Source organism: Dapis brunnea BLCC-M229, from assembly GCF_050015995.1.
Lineage (GTDB): Bacteria > Cyanobacteriota > Cyanobacteriia > Cyanobacteriales > Microcoleaceae > Trichodesmium.
The window spans coordinates 157,955-180,482 of the sequence record NZ_JBNHEP010000223.1; the positions used below are offsets into that span (position 1 = coordinate 157,955).

Genomic DNA, 22,528 nt, shown 5'->3' on the forward strand with positions numbered 1-22,528 from the left:
TATTTATTGGCCATAGATTTACAATATCGAAAAAATCTTACGGTTGATATTATGATCTTATAACGAAAATTATAAGCTAGTTCCTCTTTATCCCCTGTTTTTAAACTTCTCCCTATTTTTTATATTAAGACTGGGTTAGGACTTGGGCAGAGACCATGTATGTAGTGTCAAAAACTAGATCGCTACAGTTTTTGCACTCTATATATAGTACCGCTGCCTAAGTCCTGTGGGTATTTAGGTGTTTAATACTAATGAATCCTGGAACTCAGTCATAGATTACTTTTGACTTTTGAGTTTTAATTTGCGCGTAGCACTATAGTTGCTTTAATCGGATACTGGGATTTTGATATTTATAGTAATTGGGAAAAATAAAGTTCATCAAAGAAAGAGAAATACTAATATTGAGAGACTTAACTTGATGCCACCAACCGATAGGGATGAAAATCATCTCTCCAGGTTCAAGAATTACCTCAATAATTTTGACCTTTTTAAACAAAGGATATTTATAGTAATCTGGATTTTCTAAGTCCACTTGACTAAAAACAGTTTGATAATTGTAGAGAAATGGCGTTTGGTCGGGAGAAATAATTCGCCAAAGTTTTCGTCCATAGACTTGAGCGCCTATTAAATTAGTTTGGTCATGGTGTACTGGTGTGATTGTACCACCTGGACCAAACCATAATTTGATTTGACCTTTGGTATTTGAGCTATCTAAAAAATCAGGATAAACATTTATATCATCCAGGAGATTCTTAATTTTATCTCGTTGAAAATTACGATTACTAGCAACCATATAGTAATTATTAGTATCACCGCCATTGACAACCATATCGACATATTCGCTTAACTTTAATTCTCTTTTGTGTCGAGCTTTATTAATTTCATATTGTTTATCTGAGTTACGATTATTTTGAATCTCTACATCAGCATCGCCATAATTAGTTTTAAAGTATTCTGGAGTCCACAAAGACATAGCTTGCCATTCGGTCATCATATCTGTAATTACAACCGGAGTATTTGTGGCATAGTATTTTGCTAAAAATTCTTCTTTGGAAATATGACTTCTGCGTTCTATATAGCTAGAGTTGGGAGATAGTTGAGAAATTTGATGGCGGACTTCTAACATAGATTCGAGTTTTCTTAATAACTGCGCCATGCTATTGCTTGCTTTAAAATATGGATTAGTAGTTAAATGATTTAATTCTGCTATAGCAAGTTGCTCATCTATTCCTCTTTTAACCATTTCCTGAATAATTGAAGTATCAGGGTAGTTGCACAATTTACTTTCAGCCATCCATTGTTTCCAATCATCAGAAATTTCAGATTGATTTTGTTTATTTAATAATTTATGGTCAGACTGGAATGAGTTTTTGCTACTTCGTTGATTCTCAATTTCCAGAATTCTAGCAGCAATTTTTGCTCGCTCTTGCTCAGAAATATTTTGGTTATTCAAAACCATTTCCAGGGTTTCAACAGACTTATCAACCAGATGTTGTAGCTTTTCTTTGGGTAAGATTTCCATTCCTAAATTTTTGGCTAATTTTTGCTGTATTATTATGTTCAAAATTACTATTAATAATAGGACTTACGGAGAAACCGGGTTTATGATAAAATTTCGTGATTTGAACAACAATAATTATGGCAATAAACCCGGTTTCTTGTTTAGGTGCGTAAGTCCTGAATAATTAATAATTACCCCTCCTGAAAACCAATAGGATATTGAAAAATACTCTCTACTTCCCCATCTCCCCATCCCCCTATCTTAGCGCCGAATCCAACCATTAAAGGTAAAGCGACTATGTTCAAATGCTTTGGTCGGACAACTAACGGGTAAGATTTCATGTAGGTAACGACTTGGGAAAAAGATAATACTATTATTGCGAGGTTTAATCACTTTAAAATCATTGTGTTTGGAAAGATTATTTCCCTCTACCTTAGTTTCATAAATTACTAATTCTCCTCCAGAGAATGATTTTGGTTCTTGATAAAAGTAATAAACATAGGTCATTTCCCTCGTGGCAGTCATTTCTGTATTTGCATCACTATGAATTGTGTAGAAACAACCATCGTTGTGTGCTGTTAGTTGAATAACAATATTAGATGTGGAGAAATTTGGGTGGTTTAGCTTTTCCAAAACTGAGGGTAGAGTCTTTAAAACTTTACTTTGTATTGATTTAGCAAGTTCAGGATAAAATTTATGATGAAGAACTAAAGATTGTCGAAATTTCTTTACTCGATTCGTGTTTTTATTATGAACTGAAGAGTCGGTAAAATTATTTTTATTCTTGATAGCAACTGTGAGTGCTATTTCTATTTCTTGAAAATCCAGGAAATTATCAATTTGTAAACAGTTTACAGGTAAAATTTGGGATTGATTTTGATTTGAGTTTGACTGAGAATAGTTAGGGATAAATGTCGGTATTTTGGGGGTGGCAGATACAACAATATTGCTATTAGCTGAAGTTATTGGATTTTGAGTAGTTGCTTGAACAGACTTAGCTATCTCTAATATTCGCAAAGCAATTTCTGCTCTTTCTGTTAATGGAATGTTTGAGTTATCAAGAATCGTCTCTAGCAAATCAATAGACTTAGTTGTTAGGTGTTGTAGTTTATCCAGAGGCATATTATTGGTTATTAAAGCTGTTCTTTAGACATGATATTCTAAATATACTGATAAAAATGTGTTTTTTGTGGGTTGCCGTCATTCTTTTGACGGTTGATATGTTGAAAATGTTAGATTGATTATTTACAGAATAAACTCGACTTCTATAATGATTATTTCTCAGGTTGCTTAAAACAATAATGTCTATGAATCATAACTTTTTCTACTTCAGGGGTTTGATAGTTAGGTAAGGTTTTTTCTAACATAACAAAAATTGGGGTTAAAAGCTTTTATACTAGACTTTTAACCCTGACTAAGAGAATTTTTTTCAATTTCATATCACATCATTTGAATATCCACTTCCTTGTCTAAATAACAGGAAATTTCAGGTTTAAAAACAATGCTGACAATTTCAGAACTTGCTGAGTGTATAATTGTTTTATCTTTGATGTGTATAAAAAAACTATTATTATAGATGCTATTAAATACCTGATTAAATATTATTAACATTACAGTAAGAGCGAATTTCAAAGGTAAATTCTTATTAGTTAGATTTACGACGGCGAGAAGTTACTAAACCACCTAAGAATAAAGCTAAACCTAAAACTGTACTTGGTTCAGGAATGGATGTTGAACCGCATGTAAAACAATAATATTTGCATCTTTAAACAAAAATCATTGTATATTCCTCGCTTATAGTCCATTTTTTATCGCTTTTTCATACAATATTAAAGAAGTAGAGTTAATTTTTTTTCTATATAATCCGGTTTGAAAATCACCCACTTCTCTAATATATAGAGATATTTATTGATAGATGAAAAGCAGATTTTATTAGTTTTTATTTGACGGTTAAATAAGTCGGATTTATTGTTTTTGCATCCTTTGAATAAGTCTGGTTTATTTGTTGAAAACACCAGATTAATGATATTAACTGGATCTACCCAACTTCTATAGATATAGAAGTCTTAAGTGTATCTCCAGAAAACAGTGAGTAGAGAGTAGAGAGCAGGGAGTAGGGAGTAGGGAGTAGGGGGAAATAATTTATGACTTAGTGTCGATAATGACCATGATTTTTTATGATTGGAGATGTCTATTTGGTATCAATTCCCAGGATATTTATTTTTGAGGAGCGCTCTGGGGTCTCGGGGAATTAGGCAAGTTGAAAAATACTCCCACACTCCCCACACTTCCCAAACTTCCCACACTCCCCAAACTCCCGCTCATAAATCCCAAATGGGTTCTGTTTTGAGGAGCGGTCTAGGGTCTCGGGGAATTGGGCAAGTTGAAAAATACTCCCAAACTCCCCAAACTCCCCAAACACCCGCTCATAAATCCTAAATGGGTTCTGTTTTGAGGAGCGCTCTGGGGTCTCGGGGAATTAGGCAAGTTGAAAAATACTCCCAAACTTCCCACACTTTCCACACTCCCCAAACTTCCCACACTTCCCAAATTCCCCAGACTCCCGCTCATAAATCTCAAATGGGTTCTGTTTTGAGGAGTGCTCTGGGGTCTCGGGGAATTAGGCAAGTTGAAAAATACTCCCAAACTTCCCACACTTTCCACACTCCCCAAACTTCCCACACTTCCCAAATTCCCCAGACTCCCGCTCATAAATCTCAAATGGGTTCTGTTTTGAGGAGTGCTCTGGGGTCTCGGGGAATTAGGTATGTCAAATCAGATGTCCCTTTGAATAAAAAGAGCTTTTCCTAGAAGACAAAAACCTGTACAATACTAGACATACCTGTACATAATGTCTAGGATGCACTATAGACCAAGTGAATTTGCTGATCTAGCAGGAGTCAGTGTCAAAACATTACATCGATGGGACTCCTCTGGAAAACTGAAGCCATTAAGAACTGTAGGTGGTCATCGATACTACACAGATGAACAGAAACTACAACCTAATAAATGGTATTTAAACTATTCATTCTGACTCCTATAAATAGTCTAACTATTGGTAGTAAACATCGATCGCGCTTGGTATCAACCCTACTTCTATATTCACACCAACTCCAGAATTCTGGTCGATCTGCTGAAAACCTCAGACCCAATAAACCCGGTTAATATTTTCAAGTCTAAGCAAAATCAAGTAGAATTAAGAATGTAAGCTTTTTAGCTTATACTAATTTTGTCAATTCACTAGGAAAAAAGATGGCCGAATTAACCAAAGAAGAAATGCGTGAGAGACTAGGAAATATTGATAAAATTCGCGATATAATTTTTGGCTCTAAGCTCAGAGAATACGAAAATCGTTTTGATAAGCTAGAATCAGAACTATCTCTAGTTAAACAAGAAATTCATAATCAAATAGAACAAGTCAAAAATGCTTTTTCTACAGAACTACAAGCTACGGTTGATTCTATGGATCAAAAAATTAGAAGTATAAATTTAACTCTCCAAAATAATCAAGAAGATCTTGGTGAAACTAAGCAACAAATTGAACGGGTAAATCGAAAAATTACTACTACTAAAGAAGCTTTAGATGAAATTATTGATAATCAAACAACTTCTCTCCAAGATAAATTATCAAAAACAAGGGAGAAACTAGAGAACGATGTCAGTAACCTGAAAACTCAAATATTTGAGGAACTTGAGAAGCAGTTTTCCTTACTTCAAGATGGCAAAGTTTCACGGAATGATTTAGCAGAAATTATGTTTGAGGTTGGCATGAGAATGAAAAAAACTGAGTTAATGACTGAACTTAAAGAAGCAGCAGATAAAAATATAGGAACAGAGATTTTAGTATCAGATAACAATTTAATAAACTAGAAATAGATGGCTTACTTGAACAGAAAACCTGCTAAAAATCAGAAATATATAGACAATAATCAATCTGTTGAAATCAATGTAGAAGAAGTTGAACAGCTAAAATGTTTGTTCGATTTATTAGCTGACCTAAACTTAATTGATGTTCCTGAAGATTTGACAGATAAGTCTATTGAGTCTAAACAGCATATAAGTTTTCTGGAAAAGGAAGCTATTCAAATTGAAAATCAGGATGACTCTATCAATCATTCTCTTCAAAAAGAGTCTTCTCAAAATCACGATAATATTATAGATGTAGAAAATATATATACTAATAATCAAACAAAAATATTAACTAGAGAAGAATTATTACTTTTACCAGAAAATAAACTAGAAAAAACATCGGAATTTTCAAATAATTATCAACAATATAATGCAGAACTAGAAGCATTTGAAGCTTTACAGAATCTATTATTTGGCTCAAAAGTAGCTCGATTAATTCGGAGGCTAAATAATAACTTAGGAAACAAAAGTTTCGATTATCATCAAAATGGATTAAATAATCTATTCGATCCTTTATTATTAGAAAATTTATTCACTCATTTAGGTCAAACAGAAGGAGAAATTATAGAAAAAATTACCCCAGTAATTGACCAAGCTATACAAAAAAGATTTAGACAAGATCGAGAAGCAATAAGTTCTGCACTAGCTCCGATATTATCTCCGGCAATAGCAATACAAATAAATCAAGAACCTCAACTAATAGCTGAGGCATTAGCACCAATTATTGATATTATTCTGACTAAGAAAATAGAACAAGACCAACAGTCAATTATTGAAGTTTTAGCACCTTTATTGCCAGCAGTAATTTCCTATACAATACAGAATTATCCTCAAGAAATTGCTAAGGCATTAGCACCAGAAATGGGAGCTGCAATTAGAGAACAAATTAGGATAGATAGGCGACAAATTTCTCAAGCATTAGCACCAGAAATGGGTACAGTAATTAAAGACCAAATTTCCCTAGAGCAAAATTCCATCGTAGATGCTCTATATCCTGTTATTGGCAGTACCATTTCTAAATACATGACCGAAGCAATTCGAGAAATTAATGACAAAATTTCAGATACATTTAGTTTCAAGGGAATAAGACGAAAAATTCAAGCAATTTTTCAAGGAGTTTCTGAGGGAGAACTTATGCTCTCAGAAATAATGGTTTTTACTGTTCAAGCAGTATTTTTAATTCACAAAGAATCAGGTTTAGTAATTGCTGAAGCTCAACAGTCTGGGCGAGAAAAATTAGAATCAGAAATGGTGGCGGGAATGTTAACAGCCATCCGGAGTTTTGTGAATGATTGTATTGTTCAGTCTGGAGATATTTCAGAATTGAATGAGATTGAATATGGAGATTCAAAAATAATCTTAGAAGTGGCTGGACATTGTTATTTAGCAGTAGTAATTAAGGGAGAACCTAACAAGTCATTTATTAAAGAATTACGACAAACACTCAGCAACATTGTGATAGATTACGGTAGAGATATTAAGAATTTTGCCGGAGACCCAGATACGATTCCTAACTCAATTAAATTACTACTAAAAGCATTAATAGACATAGATGTACAAGAAAATCAGAAACTCTCTGTTTCTCAACCACCTACTGCCCTATTAATAATTTTTGGATTAATTGTAAGTTTAATTCTCATTCCTTGGGGAATCTATCAGTATTACAGTAGAGTTTATCGAAATGTTGAAGTAAGAACTACTCAAGGTTGGGCGAATATTCCAGAGTTAGCCTTTTATAGTTTAAATGCAGAAGTAAAAAGAGGTTCTTTAACTCTAACTGGGCGACTGCCAAATCAAAATTTACGCAATCAAGCAGTAGAAATAGCTCAAAAACAGGCTGACCTTTATAATCTAGAACTAGATAATCAAATAGTAGCGATAGAAATACCACCCGACCCCTCGGAAGTAAGCGGTGAAGTAGAGCGAATGACAAAAGCATTAAATCAAATGGAAGGCGTGTCCATCACCAGTAACTATACAGAAGATAAAGTGACTGTGAAAGGAACAGTGATGGATATGGCAGATACTCAGAAAATAATTAGAAAAATTGAGCAAGTCCCCGGAGTCCAATCTGTCATTACCACAATTAAACTAAGTCCACTAAAACTGAAAACTCGTATCTATTTCGATCTAGGTTCAGCTAAACTTGAGCCTACTTATGCAGAGACAATGGCCGAAATTAAAGAATTTCTCAGTCAATACCCTCAAAAACATCTTAGGATAATAGGTCATACAGATCGTACTGGCAATCCAGAGAGCAACCAAAAATTGGCCATACAAAGAGCCAATATAGTCAGAGATGCTTTGGTCAAACAAGGAGTGGAGGCCAGACGATTACAAGTAACTGGACAAACAAACTCTCCTCAAGATGTAGAGTACAATCAGCCACTATTATTGAGTAGGTGTGTAACATTTGATTTGTTTGAAGCAACTGCAGAAGACAACTGACTATAATTATGATATCGAAAAAAATTTGTCTTGTTGGTGATTTTGGTGTGGGAAAAACTAGCCTAATTCGTCGATTTGTTGATCGGCAGTTTAGTGACCAATATCTTTCTACAGTAGGGGTAAAAATTTCTAGTAAAATAGTAAGTTTAGCCACAACAGAAGCAGAAAAAAATAATTCCTTGAAGCTATTAATTTGGGATTTAGAGGGTCATACTAAGTTTAAGGCGATCGCTCCTAGTTATTTACAAGGGGCAAGTGGAGCAATAGTTGTAGCAGATGTCACTCGTCAAGAAACTATAGATAATCTTACTGAAAGATTAGAATTATTTTTCTCAATAAATCCTCAAAGTATAGCTATATTGGGATTGAATAAATCTGACTTAGTTGATGCAGAAATAATTAATCAACTATTATCGCAATTCAATCATCAGGAAGATGAAAGAGTCATAGCAACATATAATACATCTGCTAAAACTGGTGAAAATGTAGATGATATTTTTGATAAGTTATCTTATAGGATGATGGAAAAAACAGTTTGAAGCAGGAATCAGTAGTTAGGAGGTAGAAAAAAAATTACAGCAGTTTTGGAGTTATGAGGTACAAAATTTTAGGACTTGGCAACAGCTCATCTGGCAACAGACAACAGAGAATGAATAAACTGTACCTCACCATCCTCAAAATTTATGTAATTAGTTGCAGATTTAGTTCTGCATAAAGACTACAAATCTGATTATTTTGTGGTGTTATTATATGATTTATAAAAATTAATACTTGATTTTAAAACTACTTTATAATTAAGTATTTATTCCCTAGTCGTAATACCTAATACCAATTACCAGAAACTTTGCTATACTTAGATTTGATATTTATAAATATTATTTGTTGGAGTAAATATTCGCTATTTGGTAACTTTTGTGATAAATAAAAGTTATTTTTTCCAGCTTCTAAGTAGAGCAAGACTTTAGATAATTGGTATGAGACTTTTTTTTCAGAATATGTAGCAAATATGAATCAGATTTGGTATTAAATCTACTTATTAAAATAATTGGGTCGCCCAACCTCGTCTTTGAAGGCGAAATGTTTTTGGAGGGTTGATCAAAATCTTCGTGACAAAAAACAACTTCTAACTTATGACTTCGTCGATCATCCCCTCCTAAGTAGAGCGTGGTAAATTTTGTGCGTTATCTATCAAATTGTCAATTAGTTCAAAAGTTAGTTATATCATTATTTTGATGCATTTTGTAGCTAAATATGCAACGTCTTTTTTTACCTTACTCTACTTATACTAATTCACTTTAAAGATATTACAAATAGTTTCCAACTTTAGATGTCAAATAATTGCCTCAAACTCTTGTCTTGTCAAAGTTTTTAGCCTATCCAATCTAACTTCAGAATTCAGAATTCCGTGAAACGGTATACTTATACCAATTGACTTTAAAGATATCACAAATAGTTTCCAACTTTAAATGTCAAATAATTGCCTCAAACTCTTGTATTGTCAAAGTTTTTAGCCTATCCAATCTAACTTCAGAATTCAGAATTCAGAATTCCGTAAAACAGTATACTTATACTAATTCACTTTAAAGATATCACAAATAGTTTCCAACTTTAGATGAAATAATTTCCTAAAATTACTGTAGCATCAAAGTTTTGAGCCTATAAAATTTTAATGCATGACTTTTGACTTTTAATATCAAATCCGGTAGCATTGGTGTAATTAGATAAAGAGTCAGGAGTCAGAAGTCAGAAGTCAGAAGGCGCGGAGGCGGGGAGGAAAGAGAATTTAGAAAAATTTGGCAATGGCGCTCAGATGGAACACTTTTTTATACCGAATTAAGCGAATTTGATCTAACTTGCGTGAAACGGTATTATACCATGCATGAAAAAAGAATGTTACGAATAATCAGGGCAATAAAAAGACTTTACAGTAGATTTTCCTTTGACCAATAAGATAAGTTATGAAATCAGAAATGGTATCAAAGCTATTCATTCTGACTCAGTCCGACCAAAAATCCCCTAGCTATTTGTAGCAAACATTTATCAAGCTTGGTATTACTAGAGAATTCTATGCAAAATTTAGAAGTCAGACTTCTAAATTATTCCTCAATAAATAAAATTTTTTAGCTTGAACTACCCATGATTAACCAGTTAAAAAAACTATTGTTATCTCGTCAAACAGAGTATTTGATGATTAATTCACAGTTAAAAATTTTAGAGGTATCAAATGGGTTAAAAAAGTTTGCTGAATTTCCCAAATTAGCAATTCCTGGTGAAGATATTCAGAGTAGTTTTCCAGAATTAATAGGAACCGAAAAAATACTAGAGGAAGTAATTAATGGAAAGAGAGAAATTTTTGAATATGAAGGAGTTGCGAGGTCTCCAGAAAATAAATCTCCTCTGTATATAAATCTATCTATAATTGCAGATTTAAATCCAAATTTATCAGAAAAAAACTTAATAGTATTAGTTGAAGATGTCACAGAAAACATGGTAATGCAGCAGAAGTTAATTCAAAGTGCCAATGAATCTCATCTTTTATTAAGTGCTTTGACTGCTTCTCAGGATTATATTAATAAAATTATTACCTATATGGCAGATGTTTTATTGGTAACAACAAGTTCTGGAGTAATTAAAACTGTGAATCATGCAGCAGAAATTTTATTTGACTATCAGAAAGAAGAGTTGCTAGGCAAAGAAATTTCCATGATCATTCCTCAAGAAAAATTACTACATAAAGCGCGACAAAAACATCTGTTATTACAAGGGCAAGTATCTCAAGATGTAGAATTAATTTGTCAGAACAAAAGTGGAGAAAAAATTATTGTTGAATTTTCTTGTTCAGTAATTCAGACAGACGTGGAAGGAGTAGAAAATTTTGTTTATATAGGTAGAGATATTACAGAGCGGAAAAAAGAGGAAGAAGAAATACGTCAAGCTTTGGAACAAGAACGAGATTTGAGAGAAGTAAGGGGTCGTTTTTTCTCAATGGTTACTCACGAATTTGGTAATCCCTTAAATACAGTTTTATTATCTAGTCAATTGCTTCGAGCTTACGAATCTGAAATTACTGAAGCAGAAAAAAATCAATATTTACTCTACATTGAAGAATCTATACAAGAAATGCTTGAACTGCTAGAAGATGTCAGATTTATTGGTAAAGCAGATGCGGGAAAACTCAAATATAAACCAGCACCTATTGATTTGATTAAAGTCGCCTCTCATATTGTCAACTCTATCAAAGTTACTGCTAGTAGTAAACATATTATTAACTTCACAATTAACAAAAAAAATTCCCAAAAATCTAAATCTAAATCTGACAAGAATGAGGTCCAATTTTTCTGGATGGATGAGAAACTAATTCGGCATATCTTAAATAATTTATTATCCAATGCTATTAAGTATTCACCGACAGGAGGTCAGGTAGATTTCCAGTTGACTTTGGATGAGCAAAAAGCTATTTTTTCCATCAAAGATGAGGGGATAGGTATTCCAGTTGAGAACCAAAAAAAATTATTTGAATCTTTCTACAGAGCAAGTAATGTAGGCAAAATAGCAGGAACAGGATTAGGATTATCTATTGTTAAACAGTGCGTAGAGTTGCATAGTGGAAAAATAGATTTTTTGAGTGAAGTTGGTAAAGGAACTACTTTTATAGTGGAAATTCCATTAGAAAGAGTATATTCAAATTAGGGAAAAGGCAATCAAGAATGGGAAATAGGAAATTAATCATTTTATACGGTTTCTCAAATTGCTGAAGTGAACAAGTATTTGATTTTAGAGAATAGGGAATAAGGAAGAGAAAAAACTACTGTACTTCATTAATTATGATAACCACTATAGCATTTATCAAATTGCTGAGATACACAAATTTTCGATTTTAGGCAACAGCGAATAGGGAATAAGGAATAGAAAAAAATACTGTACCTCATTAATATGAGAACTGCTATATATAAATTTTTTGTACAAGAAAAAATATCAGTAGTTTTCAAGATAAAAACTATCTACTTATTATGAATTTGGCAAAAAATGTTCATTTCATTAATGGATAATGGATAATAGATAATTACCTCTGGTTAAAACTGTAAGGGAATTGAATGTTTTCGGCTGTCGCCGACATGAAATGCGGAGCAACTTGAATTGCGGAGCTTCCCGTAGGGTGGGATGGCGAAGAAACTTCGCCATATCCAATCAACCAAGAGAAGAAAAAAATTCATTTTAGGCAATCCTTTTATTACAGAAGAGGTAATAATTAATTATTAATTATTAATTGTTGAACATGTTTATAATTTTGCCATAGAAGGTAACTAGCTGATAATAATCATGCTAAATCAGGTCGATAGAGTATTATGAGTTTATGGAGGAGGATATGGTTTAACCTGATTTAGAATAAAATATTTTTAGTCACTAGATTTGGTATTATTGCTTTTAGAGTAGATTGGGGAAATCCTTAACTAATAATGTAGTAATATTTAAAGTCTGATAACTGACAACTAATAACTGAAATGACACCCCCTGATTAATTTTTACTACTGAATCCTGACAAAAAATGTGGTATTTTTTCTATAAAGTAAAGTTAAAAAGGAGTAATTTATGGCTTTAACAGAGTCTACAATGTTGACATTGGCAACTCTAGCGCCAAATTTTCAGTTACCAGATGTGGTTTCCGGCGAGATAATTTCCCTATCAACATTTGAGGGAAAAAAAGCATTGTTAGTAATGTTTATTTGTCGTCATTGCCCATTTGTGAAACACGTTCAATTAGAACTTGCTCAAATTGGCAAAGATTACATTTCAAAAGATGTAGGAATTGTCGCTATTAGTTCCAATAATATTGAAGCTCACCCTGATGATTCTCCAGATAAACTAAAAGAAATGGCATTAGAATTAGGATTTAATTTTCCCTATTGTTTCGATGCAACTCAGGAGGTCGCAAAATCTTATACTGCTGCTTGTACTCCTGATTTTTTCTTATTTGATGCCGACTTTAAATTAGCATATAGAGGACAATTAGATGATAGTCGGCCTAGTAATGAAAAACCAGTAACCGGAAGTGATTTACGAGCAGCTTTAGATACAGTCTTAGCAGGAAAAAATATAGGGGAAGAACAAAAGCCTAGTATCGGTTGTAATATTAAATGGAAACCAGGAAATGAGCCTTCTTATTTTGGTTAGAAGTAATTTTAAAGATGGTTAAAATGCTGATGCTTACCTAATATTGTCATTGCCAGGAGATAACATAAAAACTTAATCGTAAGCATTGAACTGCTAGGCATCAGCAATTAGCTAATTTCATCTAGAGCAGGAGTTATATTATGTCCGGTTAAATAGTTATAAATAAAAAGGTAGGAGTCAGAATTCTGAATTTAGAATTCACGGTAGAAGGAGATATAAAAATCAGGTATGGATTAAATAAAGGGCAAAAGGTAAGTGCTGATTTAGGTTATATTCTACTACCTGATAATGTTCGTCAGAAAGTTGCAGCAATGGCAGATAAAATTAGTCCTAACTATAATATCAAGCTTCAGTAGATTTCAACAATTAATAATTACCCCTTATTATAAAGAAGAGGATTGACCAAAAGGATTTTTTTTCTTTTTTATCCATAAATGGAGAGGCTTTATACCTTAATTTTTCGGTAAGACTAGAAAAGCAAAGGTTAGTTTGAGACGTGAAGGTTTTGATCAGATGGGGAGAGAGTTGGAACTTATTTAGCGTAAAGTTTCTATAGTCATTAGATTCAATATAACTTGAGAAAAAATCTGAAATTTTTTATTCAGAGATTGTATTTATTTAGTAGGAACAATGATTTAAGCTTGTAGTAGTATCCTACAAGCTTAAATTAGATTGAGATTAACTAAATAGAAAAACATTCACCCAAATTTATTAGAATTTTATTATGTCAAAAAAAGATTCCGACTACTCTCGCCTTTTTGATGCAGGTTGCCTTGTAGAACAGCTAATTTTTACGATGATTTTAGGAGGAAGTTACTGGTGGTTTATCGAGAGAAAGAATATTGATTTATCTCAAGTCATATCTAATACTTCTGTGGTTTCTTGGTTCCATGAAAAGTTTCCTAACCTACCTATTCCTTTTTTAAACTCTCAAGAAAAATCAACTGAATTAAGTTCAACAAAACCATCTCCAGCAGAACTAACTAAAAATCAACCAGACTCCTCTAAAACAAAAACACCATTACCAACTCCTTATTCAGAAAAAAAGGATGAAGAATTAACCCCAAGTCAACAACAAGGGATGGAAGTTCATGCTTACTTCGAGAAAGGCATTAAAATCGATGAAAATAGTCCGATATTGGACTTAACAATTAGGAAAAAATGGATAGTTCCTGGAGTGGATAAAACCTACGATAAAATTGAGCATTATGTCTTAGATGTAGAAATGGAAGAAGTAGCTAATTTCTTTACCAACATTTTAGTTGAATTTGTCAAAAAATATCCAAATATAGATGCAGTTCAATGGGATGATTATCTGGGATATCATGCAGAATTACTAGGAAAAGTAGACCGAACAGTTAACCTAACAAATTTTACCTAGCGAATGATACAAGAAATGAAAAAAGCGAATAATTCAGTTAGTTTTGATATATGTCATCACAACCCTTATTGGGCAAAAAAATATTTTGCGGCAGACTGGGAAAAATAGTCAGTAGATAGAGTATTTATTCAAGTTTATAATGATGAAAATTTTCAGGAAGAATTAAATTATGTGAAAAAATATGATGGTATTGCAATTAGCGATAAACAATTACATCGTCTCCAGGAATTAGTTAATGATTCTAATATTAATAGTGTGTTAGTTTTTCCGGTTCTTGAAAACCAGAATCAGCAGCTTCCCGCGTAAAATCAGCTTTATAGTTTCTGCTTTATATAGCAATTCTTCTAGCTAAGAAGTCTGGTTTATTTGCTGAAAATGTCAGATTGATGATATTTACCAATTAATATCAAATCCGGTTTACACACTCCGGTTTATTAAAAGGGTAAGGCAGAAGGCAGAAGGCAGGAGGCAGAAGGGTTATATCAAATCCGGTTGAATAGTTATTATATGCTTGGGGGAGATGGGGAGATAGGGAGATGGGGAAATTGAAGGATTGAAGTAATTATAGAATTATCAACATATATTATATAACCGGATTCTATATTAGAAGTATTTGGACTAACTAGATTTTTATCACCTTTTTATAACCGGATTTGGTATAATAATTAGGGTTTGCTGAAAAACTATGCATGGGTTCGGGTAGGAGTCAGGAGTCAGGAGTCAGAATAAATGGGAATTTAGAGGAGGTAGGAGCAAGAATTGTCCCTTAATTTTTCTGCCATAGTGAGCCTTTAATATTCAATTTTTGAACCTGAGAGACCTAAAAGCTTGCACTTTTTTAGACCTAAAAAGGCTAAAATATTTATCTGTAAAGAGTTTGATATTTAATCAGCAAGCCCTAATTAAAAATTGACAATTGATAATTACTTAATTTCAGTTTGAAAGCCTCTTCTTTTAAGAAGAAAAAGTCAAAATTTTCTTCCCTTGTCTCAATCCAATCCGTTTTAGGAAGAGGTAATTATCAATTATCAAGTCTTGAAGATAGTGCATCAGGAAAGTGTGGGAATGATAAGATGAATATTTTCCCTAAATAGTGGAAACGATCGTCGAATGTCCTCTGTCTGGTAATCACGAGCTAGTAAAACAACGAGGAATTATGTTATTTGGGTTGCCATAGTAATCAAGAATCTCGTGAGTCCGCAGCACCATCGACTCCATTAAAATTCCCATGTTCTTCTTCACCGCCAATTGTTCTTCCGGTGACACATAGGACACCTCTGCGAGCAGAACCTCTGTGATTTGTTCGTGTGCCCCCTCATCATTGATGGAAGCATGCAGTAGGATGGGTTGATAGAATTCAGAAGGTAGCTCCTCCGCTTGACAATGCTCTTTAAACAACTGGTGGAACTTCTTGTCGTCTTCTTCAAATAGCATCAGTGCCGCTTTGAAACTCAGAGGATGCCGCGAAGCAAAAACTCCTAGGGTAGCGCAGAGTGCAAAAGTCATGGGGAGCGGCTGCATCTGTTTGAGTTGCTCCCCCTCAATTCCCACGCCCTTTAAAGAATTCTCAATCAAACGGTCGTGGTGCAACTCACAGACAAAGAATTCCTGGAGGAGTTTTTGCGTCCTCGGTGATTCGTAATTGGCTAAAGAGGGAGCTAACAGTCTTGGGCAGAAATGGGTGACGTGGTAGGATTCCAAAGCATAGCCAATCAACTGATTTCTGGAGAGCGTCCCCTCAGCCATCTTCTCCAAGAAGGGAGAAGGGGGAAATCGCCTCTTTAGGCGCCCCAGGAATCTGGATAGTTCTCGGTAGAACTGGAGTCCAGTCACCCCAGGGGATTCCACTTCCCTCTGGTTTTCGGTTAGCAGACCACGGCGCTGGAACTCGGCAAGCAGTTCTGGGAGTTGCTCTCGAATCCCCGGACAAGCTTGAGCTAATTGCTCTGAGGACATTCCACCGAGCTGCAACAGTCTTAAAAGTTGAGTTGTCTCCTGTTGGTCTTCAGGCGGAAAATTGATGGAGCACCCTTGGTCGCGATAGCGAATTTCAACGCCAGTATCCTTAAATTTAAAAAGTACCCCATCTTTGAATAGTGGCTGTTGGCATAAAACCTTCGTCAATGACATAATTCCTTCCCTCTGTTAAATTGCCGAAACTCGTCGCAGTAAATGAGTAGTAGACGAGTAGTACTGACCTATAGCCCTATGGAAATTATCATACATTTCAATAAATAGGTAAGTTTGCCCCCTGAACCGCTGTCTCGTTTCTCGGTCGATGTGGGGGATTTCTTGAAAGATGCGACGGATTAAGTGTTCCTGTTCCCGTTTTAGCTTAGTATTGACCAGTTCTCTCATCGGGTCGATAAAGTGAGAGTCTAGTTCAAGCCGCTCACAGGCTCCAAGATAGAGCTGGAAATTTTTGAAAGTTCTATCTGCCAAAACTCCCAAGGTAGTAAGAAAAAAAAGTGGCTCAAAGTTTGCCCAAAATGCCAAACCATTACACATCCCCATGGTTTCTGGGAGTGGCATTGTCTCTGTGAGTTCCTCATGGCTAATGCCAATAACATTAAGCGCTTCCATGGCCAGCTTATCTTGCCCGTATTCTTGAGAGTAGAGTTCATTGAGCAAATATCGAACTTTTGTAGAGTTTTGGAATCCCAGCACAGGAGACTGAAAACAGCGCTTTAGGGAGAAAAAGTGATAATTCTCGATCGCAAAGCCATACAAAACATTGATTGGCAGTTCAGGTGCTGTTGAGTTGATTAATTTCCAAAACGGATTTTCTTCAAGGCTCTTGTCGAGCAATTCATGAGTTAAATCCTCCAATTCCAGCAGGGTATCGATCCCTGAATGAACTCTCAACTGGGCAACGTCATCGAGCAATCCCTGCTCGTCTAAGTTACGCACGATAGTATTAATAACTTCAGGGTTATCAGGAGATAACTTCTGTTGGAGTTCGCTCAGAGTTTTGGTTCCGTCCATGATGGAGAAAAGTTTCTGCAAGGCTTCTCCTGATTGACCGTTAATCTGGAACTCAAAATCTCGACCATCCTGAGAAAGAATAATCCGATCGCTATAGATATTCACCTTACACGCCAATCGAGGACGCAGCACTGTTTGGCTTTGCGTATCTTTTCCCTGAAAGCCTTGATTATGCATTTGTATATCTAAATTTGAGGCAACGCTTCCCATAACATTTTCCTTAATATCCGGGGTAAAAACATAAACTGAAATTTTAACTAAATATACTTAAACTTACTTTTCTCTTGGTCGATTGGATATGGCTAGGTTTCCTCAGCATCCCATCCTAGGTCATGCTCCGCTTTCCGACCGCTTTTTCAAATTTTTTAGTAGTAAATGGCAAAGCTTATGTTATACTTAAATCAGTCGATTTGAAGTCTTCTCTTGAAAATAAGTTACAGCCCATGAGGCAGTAGTATATGCCTCAAGCAGGAAGCTTGTCTCCAAAGCTAAAACCTCAGTTTGGGTAAGTTCAGCAGAACGGATTATAGGTTTACACATTCTGTGAACTACTGCTTATCATCTCTGCCCGATAGATAAGCAGTTTCCTGATTCAACGAGACCTGACGTATTCTGCTTCGCGCGCTCAGTTCCACGTTCCTAGGGCTACCGCCAGTTAGTCTTAGGAGCCATGTAAAAATTAAGTTGTACAAAATTTATTTTAGATAAATTGTGAAATTTAGCTTCCATAAAAGAAACTGTTCAGGTTATTTTTACACGAGTCCTTACAGTATTCCATACAGGAAATTAGAGGACGACAGGACACCAAAGTAGCTTCCCGTCCTTAATGGGGTATGGATGGCAATACGGCAGGGGGTATGGACGGCAATACGGCAGGGGGTAAGGTTTAATGGGACCAGGCTTTACTGGATAAATTAGCTTATCTTCGATAGAGATATCTACCTTCTCTGCGGTGATAGGAGAATCTGCAAGCAAACCCCCTTGGATGGAGAAAACTTCCTCAGTGTTTAGTTCTTCGAGATTGTCCAGGTTCTCGATTTTCAGACGCTTGTTTGTCATAATTTTTTTACCTCTTCAGTTTGTTTCAGTGAGAATTAGACTTGAATTTTCTCATTTGATGATCATTGTCTTATATTATTTCTAATATGTCTCGCCAATTTGGCATAAAACTATGAGGTGCGATGGAAAATTGGTTAGTGCATCAAGAAAGTGTGGGAATGATCGGATGAATATCGTCCCTAAATAGTGGAAACGATCGTTGAATGTCCTCTGTGTAGTAATCACAAAACTCGGGTCTCATGGAAAGACCAGCAAAGGAAGTCAACGATATTATTGTCCCAAATACCAAAAAACTTTTCCTGCGGAATTTGGTATACTGATGATTGGGGGTTGGTGATTAAGTAATGCTCTTCAATATTTATGAACCGTACAACTATAGTTTTTTCATAGAGATTTGAGACAAAAGTATTACCCATTCACTAACGCCGATGATTGAGGTGGGTATGAGCGAGTTTTACCCCCAGAAGTTCAGCAGATCATAGCGAAAGACCAAACACAACAGTTAGAGCGAACGAATGGCAAGTGATTGGTATCTTAGCTGTAACTATGAATTTCACGCCATAACTACACCCAAAACAACTGATGTAGTAGGTGTAGATTTGGGAGTGAAAACATTAGCAACATTAAGTGATGGGAAAGTATTTGAAAGTGTCAAGTCATACCGTAAGTTTGAAGCCAAGCTTTCGAGACTACAATACCATTACCGCAATAAAATTGTTGGTTCAGCTAACTGGAAAAAAGCACAACTGACTGAAAATAGCTAGACTACATAGGCGAGTAGCTAACATACGCTATGATGCACTTCATAAATTGACAACTTATCTAGCCAAAAACCACGGCAGTGTAGTAATTGAAGACTTGAACGTCAGCGGTATGTTAGCTAACCATAAACTAGCCAAATCTATAGCCGACCAAGGATTTTATGAATTCCGTAGGCAGTTAGAATATAAAACTCAGTGGTATGGCTCTGAATTAGTAGTCGTTGATAGATTTTTTCCATGATCAAAGACTTGTTCTAACTGTGGTCACATTCAAGAGATGCCATTAAATCTTAGGACTTATGAGTGTGGGTGCTCTGAGATATCTATAGACCGGGATTTAAACGCAAGTATAAATTTAAGAAATGTGGTCGGCTTGACCATTGATATAAAATCCGGATAATTACTATAGCCAAGTCATTGCGACTGGAACGGAGTGGAAGGAAGCAATCTCCGCGCATCCCTGAGATTGCTTCCTTCCGTCGCAATGACGACTGTTCAACCGGATTCTATATGATGCCTCTGGACGGAGTGCTGCCGACAGTTCCGGTGGAAGCAGGAAGTAAACATTAATACCATTTTCATAAAATATTGCTACAGTAACATAACAGGTAAAAGGAAATACGGAGCGCCGGAACCAGCAAAGATAAATAGACAAAAAATGGAGGAAAAAAAGTTTGATTTTGACAATAAATGCAAGCCATCAAGTATTAAAATGTAGGAATAAATTACAAATTAGAATGTAACAGCCTTTTTTGAATTTGGTATAAAATGTCGCGCTTGTGACGTTTTATATCGGTTTTATGAAGCAGTTCGCACATTGATACTCAATTTTTTTTGCATCTATGATTTTCATTAATGGATAATAGATAATTACCTCTGGTTAAAACCGCGAGGGAATTGAATATAAGGAAATATTATTTCTTGTCTTGGTCGATTGGATATGGTGAGGAAACCTCCCCATCCCATCCTGACGGAATGCTCCGCTTTCCGACCGCTCTCTTGGTCGATTGGATATGGTGAGGAAATCTCCCCATCCCTCGACCGCTTTTCCCCCTTTATTGGGGAGGCTTTAAAGGGTGAATTATTTAATTAATAATTATTAATTATTCTCTAAACATGCTAATTATTTCCATTGAACTTCATCGCACACCTATCTCTGAATTTAAACACTCAATAAATTAACCCAGTAAAATTAAAATTGAGGTAAAATGTTTAATGATAGATTGATTGTCAAAATAACTCAAAAGAATAATAACATAGCAAAAAGCTAAACATGATAAAATGAATAACTAAGGGAGTTTCCGAGGAGAATAAAAATGGCTGTAAAACTGCAAAGACCAATTTTAGTAGGTGGCATAGGATTATCTCTACTGTTATGGTTATTAGATAGTGTCCAAAATTCTGTGGCAGAATTTGGTGGAACTGCTATGTTAGGAATTATGGCAGCAAGTCTGGGAGTTTGGTTATTAAAAAGACCAAAATCTCTAGCGCCCCAAAAACAAACTATAATCCCATCACCAACAAAAGAAGTTGCCCAAGAGGCGATCGCAACCTTAACTACTACTATAGATAAGCTTGCTTTGGAAGTGGAAGGTATTAATAAGTCTGAAAAAATAAGTAATGATATTAGTCAACTACGTCAAAAAGTAGTAACTCTTACTCAGGAATTAGAAAGACAAGAATTAAGTATAGTTATTACAGGTAATCAGGGAGTTGGTAAAACTGCTTTGACTGAAATATTAAAGTCTCAGTGGATGTCTGCAAATTCCCAAAAAATAGAAATTACTGATATAACTTGGTTGCCAGAATGGATAACAAAAAATGAACATGCTCAAGTTAATCTTCTATCACCTTACGACTTGATATTATTTGTGACTACAGGTGACTTAATAGATTCAGAATTTCAAGCTTTATCAAAACTAACAACTTTCGGTCAACGTTTTATTTTGGTTTGGAATAAACAAGACTTATATTTGCTAGACCAAAAACCGCAAATTATCCAAAAAATCAAAGATACATTATCTACCATTAACTCAGAAGAAAATTTAGTCGGAATTTCTGCCAGACCTAATTCTATTAAAGTGCGAAAATATCAGCAGGATGGTAGTATTCAAGAATCTATAGAACAACCATTGCCAGAAATATCTGGATTGACAGAAAAGCTGAATCAATTATTAGAGAAGGAAAGGGAAAAATTAGTTTGGGCTACTACTAGAAGAAAAGCAGAAATAGTTAGATTAGAAGCTAAAAATATTCTCAATCAAATTAGAAGAGAACGAGCAGTTCCTGTAATTGAACAATATCAATGGATAGCTGCTGCTACAGCATTTGCTAATCCAGTTCCAGCTTTAGACCTATTAGCAACGGCAGCTATAAATGCTCAATTAATAGTAGACTTAAGTGCTATATATGAGCAAAAAATTTCCCTAGAACAAGGCAAGCAAGTAGCAGGTACTATGGCAGAGTTAATGTTAAAACTTGGATTGGTAGAATTATCTACTAAAACATTAACTACTATCCTCAAAAGTAACAGTATAACTTTTGTCGCTGGTGGCGGAATTCAAGCTGTCAGTGCTGCTTATCTTACTAGAGTAGCAGGTATGAGTTTAGTAGAATATTTTGCTACTCAAACAGATAGTAATTCTGTCAATGTTGAGAAGTTAGGAAAAATTATTCAAAGTGTATTTAGCAAAACTCAAGAAAATAATTTCCTTAAGTCTTTTGTAACTCAGGTAATAAGTCACATTTTGCCACAGGAGAAAAAATTAGAAGCTGTCTCAACTGTGGCAGAATAATATGGCAATAGATACTAAGTACCTCTGCTAAATAATTAGTATATTGAGAATTTTTCCGAGGCGACTATATATCTGAGAAGACTCCCAGATATAAATTGAACCAAATATTTCCCTACTGCCACAGATACTCCATTTTGTGAAAGTTGAGAAATCAGGAAAAATTATTCAAAGTGTATTTAGCAAAACTCAAGAAAATAATTTTTTGAAGTCTTTTGTAACTCAGATAATAAGTCACATTTTGCCACAGGAGAAAAAATTAGAAGCTGTCTCAACTGTGGCAGAATAATATGGCAATAGATACTAAGTACCTCTGCTAAATAATTAGTATATTGAGAATTTTTTCGAGACGACTATGATCTGAATTGCTGGAGCTACTTATAACTGATAACTAATATCAAGTCTCATTAATTAGCCATAATAAAAATCTTTTCTCTGATAAATTTCTCCCTGTTCCCAGTTAAGTGTTCCCAGTTAAGTGTTCCCTCAATTTTTTATTGTGGGTATTCAAAGAGACATG

Annotated in this window: 22 protein-coding genes; 16 read left to right on the forward strand and 6 right to left on the reverse strand. The window is 34.8% G+C overall.

All coding sequences use genetic code 11. The features are described from left to right. Positions 1-313 precede the first annotated feature (313 nt). The 3 genes from ACP6PM_RS24930 to ACP6PM_RS24940 form a co-directional block, all read right to left on the reverse strand. Positions 314-1,564 (reverse strand): cupin-like domain-containing protein, encoded by a 1,251-nt coding sequence (locus ACP6PM_RS24930; protein WP_426589419.1) that lies wholly within the window; start codon positions 1,562-1,564, stop codon positions 314-316. 198 nt (positions 1,565-1,762) lie between these two features. Further along, on the reverse strand, positions 1,763-2,623 hold the full coding sequence (locus ACP6PM_RS24935) for a 2OG-Fe(II) oxygenase (RefSeq protein ID WP_426589421.1): 861 nt from the start codon (positions 2,621-2,623) through the stop codon (positions 1,763-1,765). 523 nt (positions 2,624-3,146) lie between these two features. Then, on the reverse strand, positions 3,147-3,227 hold the full coding sequence (locus tag ACP6PM_RS24940; protein WP_426589460.1) for a PEP-CTERM sorting domain-containing protein: 81 nt from the start codon (positions 3,225-3,227) through the stop codon (positions 3,147-3,149). Positions 3,228-3,688: 461 nt separating this feature from the next. Between ACP6PM_RS24940 and ACP6PM_RS24945 the strand changes: the two genes are divergently transcribed. The 10 genes from ACP6PM_RS24945 (at position 3,689) to ACP6PM_RS24990 (ending at position 14,717) form a co-directional block, all read left to right on the forward strand. Next, on the forward strand, positions 3,689-3,940 hold the full coding sequence (locus ACP6PM_RS24945; RefSeq protein WP_426589423.1) for a hypothetical protein: 252 nt from the start codon (positions 3,689-3,691) through the stop codon (positions 3,938-3,940). Next, entirely contained in the window at positions 3,941-4,312 is a 372-nt protein-coding gene (locus ACP6PM_RS24950; protein WP_426589425.1) for a hypothetical protein, read from the forward strand. Positions 4,313-4,352: 40 nt separating this feature from the next. Then, the gene (locus ACP6PM_RS24955; RefSeq protein ID WP_426589427.1) at positions 4,353-4,535 is read left to right on the forward strand and encodes a MerR family DNA-binding transcriptional regulator; all 183 of its coding nucleotides are present in this window, start codon (positions 4,353-4,355) and stop codon (positions 4,533-4,535) included. Between the two features lie 218 nt (positions 4,536-4,753). Further along, on the forward strand, positions 4,754-5,371 hold the full coding sequence (locus ACP6PM_RS24960; protein WP_426589429.1) for a hypothetical protein: 618 nt from the start codon (positions 4,754-4,756) through the stop codon (positions 5,369-5,371). A 6-nt stretch (positions 5,372-5,377) separates the two neighbouring features. After that, positions 5,378-7,858, forward strand: a complete 2,481-nt coding sequence (locus ACP6PM_RS24965; RefSeq protein ID WP_426589431.1) for an OmpA family protein — start codon at positions 5,378-5,380, stop codon at positions 7,856-7,858. 2 nt (positions 7,859-7,860) lie between these two features. Continuing rightward, positions 7,861-8,397 carry a Rab family GTPase gene (locus ACP6PM_RS24970; RefSeq protein WP_426589462.1) on the forward strand — a complete coding sequence of 179 codons (537 nt, stop codon included), beginning with the start codon at positions 7,861-7,863 and terminating at the stop codon, positions 8,395-8,397. Between the two features lie 1,597 nt (positions 8,398-9,994). Then, positions 9,995-11,548, forward strand: coding sequence for a sensor histidine kinase (locus tag ACP6PM_RS24975; protein WP_426589433.1), 1,554 nt, complete (start codon positions 9,995-9,997; stop codon positions 11,546-11,548). Between the two features lie 900 nt (positions 11,549-12,448). Beyond that, positions 12,449-13,030, forward strand: a complete 582-nt coding sequence (locus tag ACP6PM_RS24980; protein ID WP_426589434.1) for a thioredoxin family protein — start codon at positions 12,449-12,451, stop codon at positions 13,028-13,030. Between the two features lie 724 nt (positions 13,031-13,754). After that, positions 13,755-14,411 (forward strand): family 10 glycosylhydrolase, encoded by a 657-nt coding sequence (locus ACP6PM_RS24985; protein ID WP_426589436.1) that lies wholly within the window; start codon positions 13,755-13,757, stop codon positions 14,409-14,411. A 171-nt stretch (positions 14,412-14,582) separates the two neighbouring features. Beyond that, positions 14,583-14,717 carry a hypothetical protein gene (locus ACP6PM_RS24990; protein WP_426589438.1) on the forward strand — a complete coding sequence of 45 codons (135 nt, stop codon included), beginning with the start codon at positions 14,583-14,585 and terminating at the stop codon, positions 14,715-14,717. Positions 14,718-15,539: 822 nt separating this feature from the next. On the opposite strand, the gene ACP6PM_RS24995 is transcribed toward ACP6PM_RS24990, so the two are convergent. The 3 genes from ACP6PM_RS24995 to ACP6PM_RS25005 form a co-directional block, all read right to left on the reverse strand. Continuing rightward, positions 15,540-16,541, reverse strand: coding sequence for a thiaminase II/PqqC family protein (locus tag ACP6PM_RS24995; RefSeq protein WP_426589440.1), 1,002 nt, complete (start codon positions 16,539-16,541; stop codon positions 15,540-15,542). A gap of 15 nt (positions 16,542-16,556) precedes the next feature. Next, positions 16,557-17,606: a hypothetical protein gene (locus ACP6PM_RS25000; protein WP_426589442.1), complete on the reverse strand. Its 1,050-nt coding sequence runs from the start codon at positions 17,604-17,606 to the stop codon at positions 16,557-16,559. Positions 17,607-18,182: 576 nt separating this feature from the next. After that, the gene (locus ACP6PM_RS25005; RefSeq protein ID WP_426589444.1) at positions 18,183-18,455 is read right to left on the reverse strand and encodes a hypothetical protein; all 273 of its coding nucleotides are present in this window, start codon (positions 18,453-18,455) and stop codon (positions 18,183-18,185) included. 199 nt (positions 18,456-18,654) lie between these two features. Here ACP6PM_RS25005 and ACP6PM_RS25010 point away from each other — a divergent pair, with 199 nt between their 5' ends. The 6 genes from ACP6PM_RS25010 (at position 18,655) to ACP6PM_RS25035 (ending at position 22,297) form a co-directional block, all read left to right on the forward strand. Beyond that, positions 18,655-18,792 carry an IS1/IS1595 family N-terminal zinc-binding domain-containing protein gene (locus ACP6PM_RS25010; RefSeq protein WP_426589446.1) on the forward strand — a complete coding sequence of 46 codons (138 nt, stop codon included), beginning with the start codon at positions 18,655-18,657 and terminating at the stop codon, positions 18,790-18,792. 178 nt (positions 18,793-18,970) lie between these two features. Then, on the forward strand, positions 18,971-19,219 hold the full coding sequence (locus tag ACP6PM_RS25015) for a transposase (RefSeq protein WP_426589448.1): 249 nt from the start codon (positions 18,971-18,973) through the stop codon (positions 19,217-19,219). A gap of 46 nt (positions 19,220-19,265) precedes the next feature. Continuing rightward, the gene (locus ACP6PM_RS25020) at positions 19,266-19,457 is read left to right on the forward strand and encodes an IS200/IS605 family accessory protein TnpB-related protein (protein WP_426589450.1); all 192 of its coding nucleotides are present in this window, start codon (positions 19,266-19,268) and stop codon (positions 19,455-19,457) included. A gap of 36 nt (positions 19,458-19,493) precedes the next feature. Continuing rightward, the gene (locus tag ACP6PM_RS25025) at positions 19,494-19,616 is read left to right on the forward strand and encodes a hypothetical protein (RefSeq protein WP_426589452.1); all 123 of its coding nucleotides are present in this window, start codon (positions 19,494-19,496) and stop codon (positions 19,614-19,616) included. Between the two features lie 916 nt (positions 19,617-20,532). After that, on the forward strand, positions 20,533-22,011 hold the full coding sequence (locus tag ACP6PM_RS25030) for a slr1306 family protein (RefSeq protein ID WP_426589454.1): 1,479 nt from the start codon (positions 20,533-20,535) through the stop codon (positions 22,009-22,011). A 136-nt stretch (positions 22,012-22,147) separates the two neighbouring features. Continuing rightward, positions 22,148-22,297 (forward strand): hypothetical protein, encoded by a 150-nt coding sequence (locus ACP6PM_RS25035; protein ID WP_426589456.1) that lies wholly within the window; start codon positions 22,148-22,150, stop codon positions 22,295-22,297. The last annotated feature ends 231 nt before the right edge of the window (positions 22,298-22,528 follow it).

Coding starts and splice junctions, on each gene's coding strand:
- ACP6PM_RS24985 (WP_426589436.1), top strand. CDS start 13,755: ATGTCAAAAAAAGATTCCGACTACTCTCGCCTTTTTGATGCAGGTTGC.
- ACP6PM_RS24965 (WP_426589431.1), top strand. CDS start 5,378: ATGGCTTACTTGAACAGAAAACCTGCTAAAAATCAGAAATATATAGAC.
- ACP6PM_RS24975 (WP_426589433.1), top strand. CDS start 9,995: ATGATTAACCAGTTAAAAAAACTATTGTTATCTCGTCAAACAGAGTAT.
- ACP6PM_RS24960 (WP_426589429.1), top strand. CDS start 4,754: ATGGCCGAATTAACCAAAGAAGAAATGCGTGAGAGACTAGGAAATATT.
- ACP6PM_RS25025 (WP_426589452.1), top strand. CDS start 19,494: ATGCCATTAAATCTTAGGACTTATGAGTGTGGGTGCTCTGAGATATCT.
- ACP6PM_RS24995 (WP_426589440.1), bottom strand. CDS start 16,541: ATGTCATTGACGAAGGTTTTATGCCAACAGCCACTATTCAAAGATGGG.
- ACP6PM_RS25005 (WP_426589444.1), bottom strand. CDS start 18,455: ATGACAAACAAGCGTCTGAAAATCGAGAACCTGGACAATCTCGAAGAA.
- ACP6PM_RS24935 (WP_426589421.1), bottom strand. CDS start 2,623: ATGCCTCTGGATAAACTACAACACCTAACAACTAAGTCTATTGATTTG.
- ACP6PM_RS24950 (WP_426589425.1), top strand. CDS start 3,941: ATGGGTTCTGTTTTGAGGAGCGCTCTGGGGTCTCGGGGAATTAGGCAA.
- ACP6PM_RS24980 (WP_426589434.1), top strand. CDS start 12,449: ATGGCTTTAACAGAGTCTACAATGTTGACATTGGCAACTCTAGCGCCA.
- ACP6PM_RS25000 (WP_426589442.1), bottom strand. CDS start 17,606: ATGGGAAGCGTTGCCTCAAATTTAGATATACAAATGCATAATCAAGGC.
- ACP6PM_RS25015 (WP_426589448.1), top strand. CDS start 18,971: ATGGCAAGTGATTGGTATCTTAGCTGTAACTATGAATTTCACGCCATA.
- ACP6PM_RS25030 (WP_426589454.1), top strand. CDS start 20,533: ATGGCTGTAAAACTGCAAAGACCAATTTTAGTAGGTGGCATAGGATTA.
- ACP6PM_RS24945 (WP_426589423.1), top strand. CDS start 3,689: ATGTCTATTTGGTATCAATTCCCAGGATATTTATTTTTGAGGAGCGCT.
- ACP6PM_RS24955 (WP_426589427.1), top strand. CDS start 4,353: ATGTCTAGGATGCACTATAGACCAAGTGAATTTGCTGATCTAGCAGGA.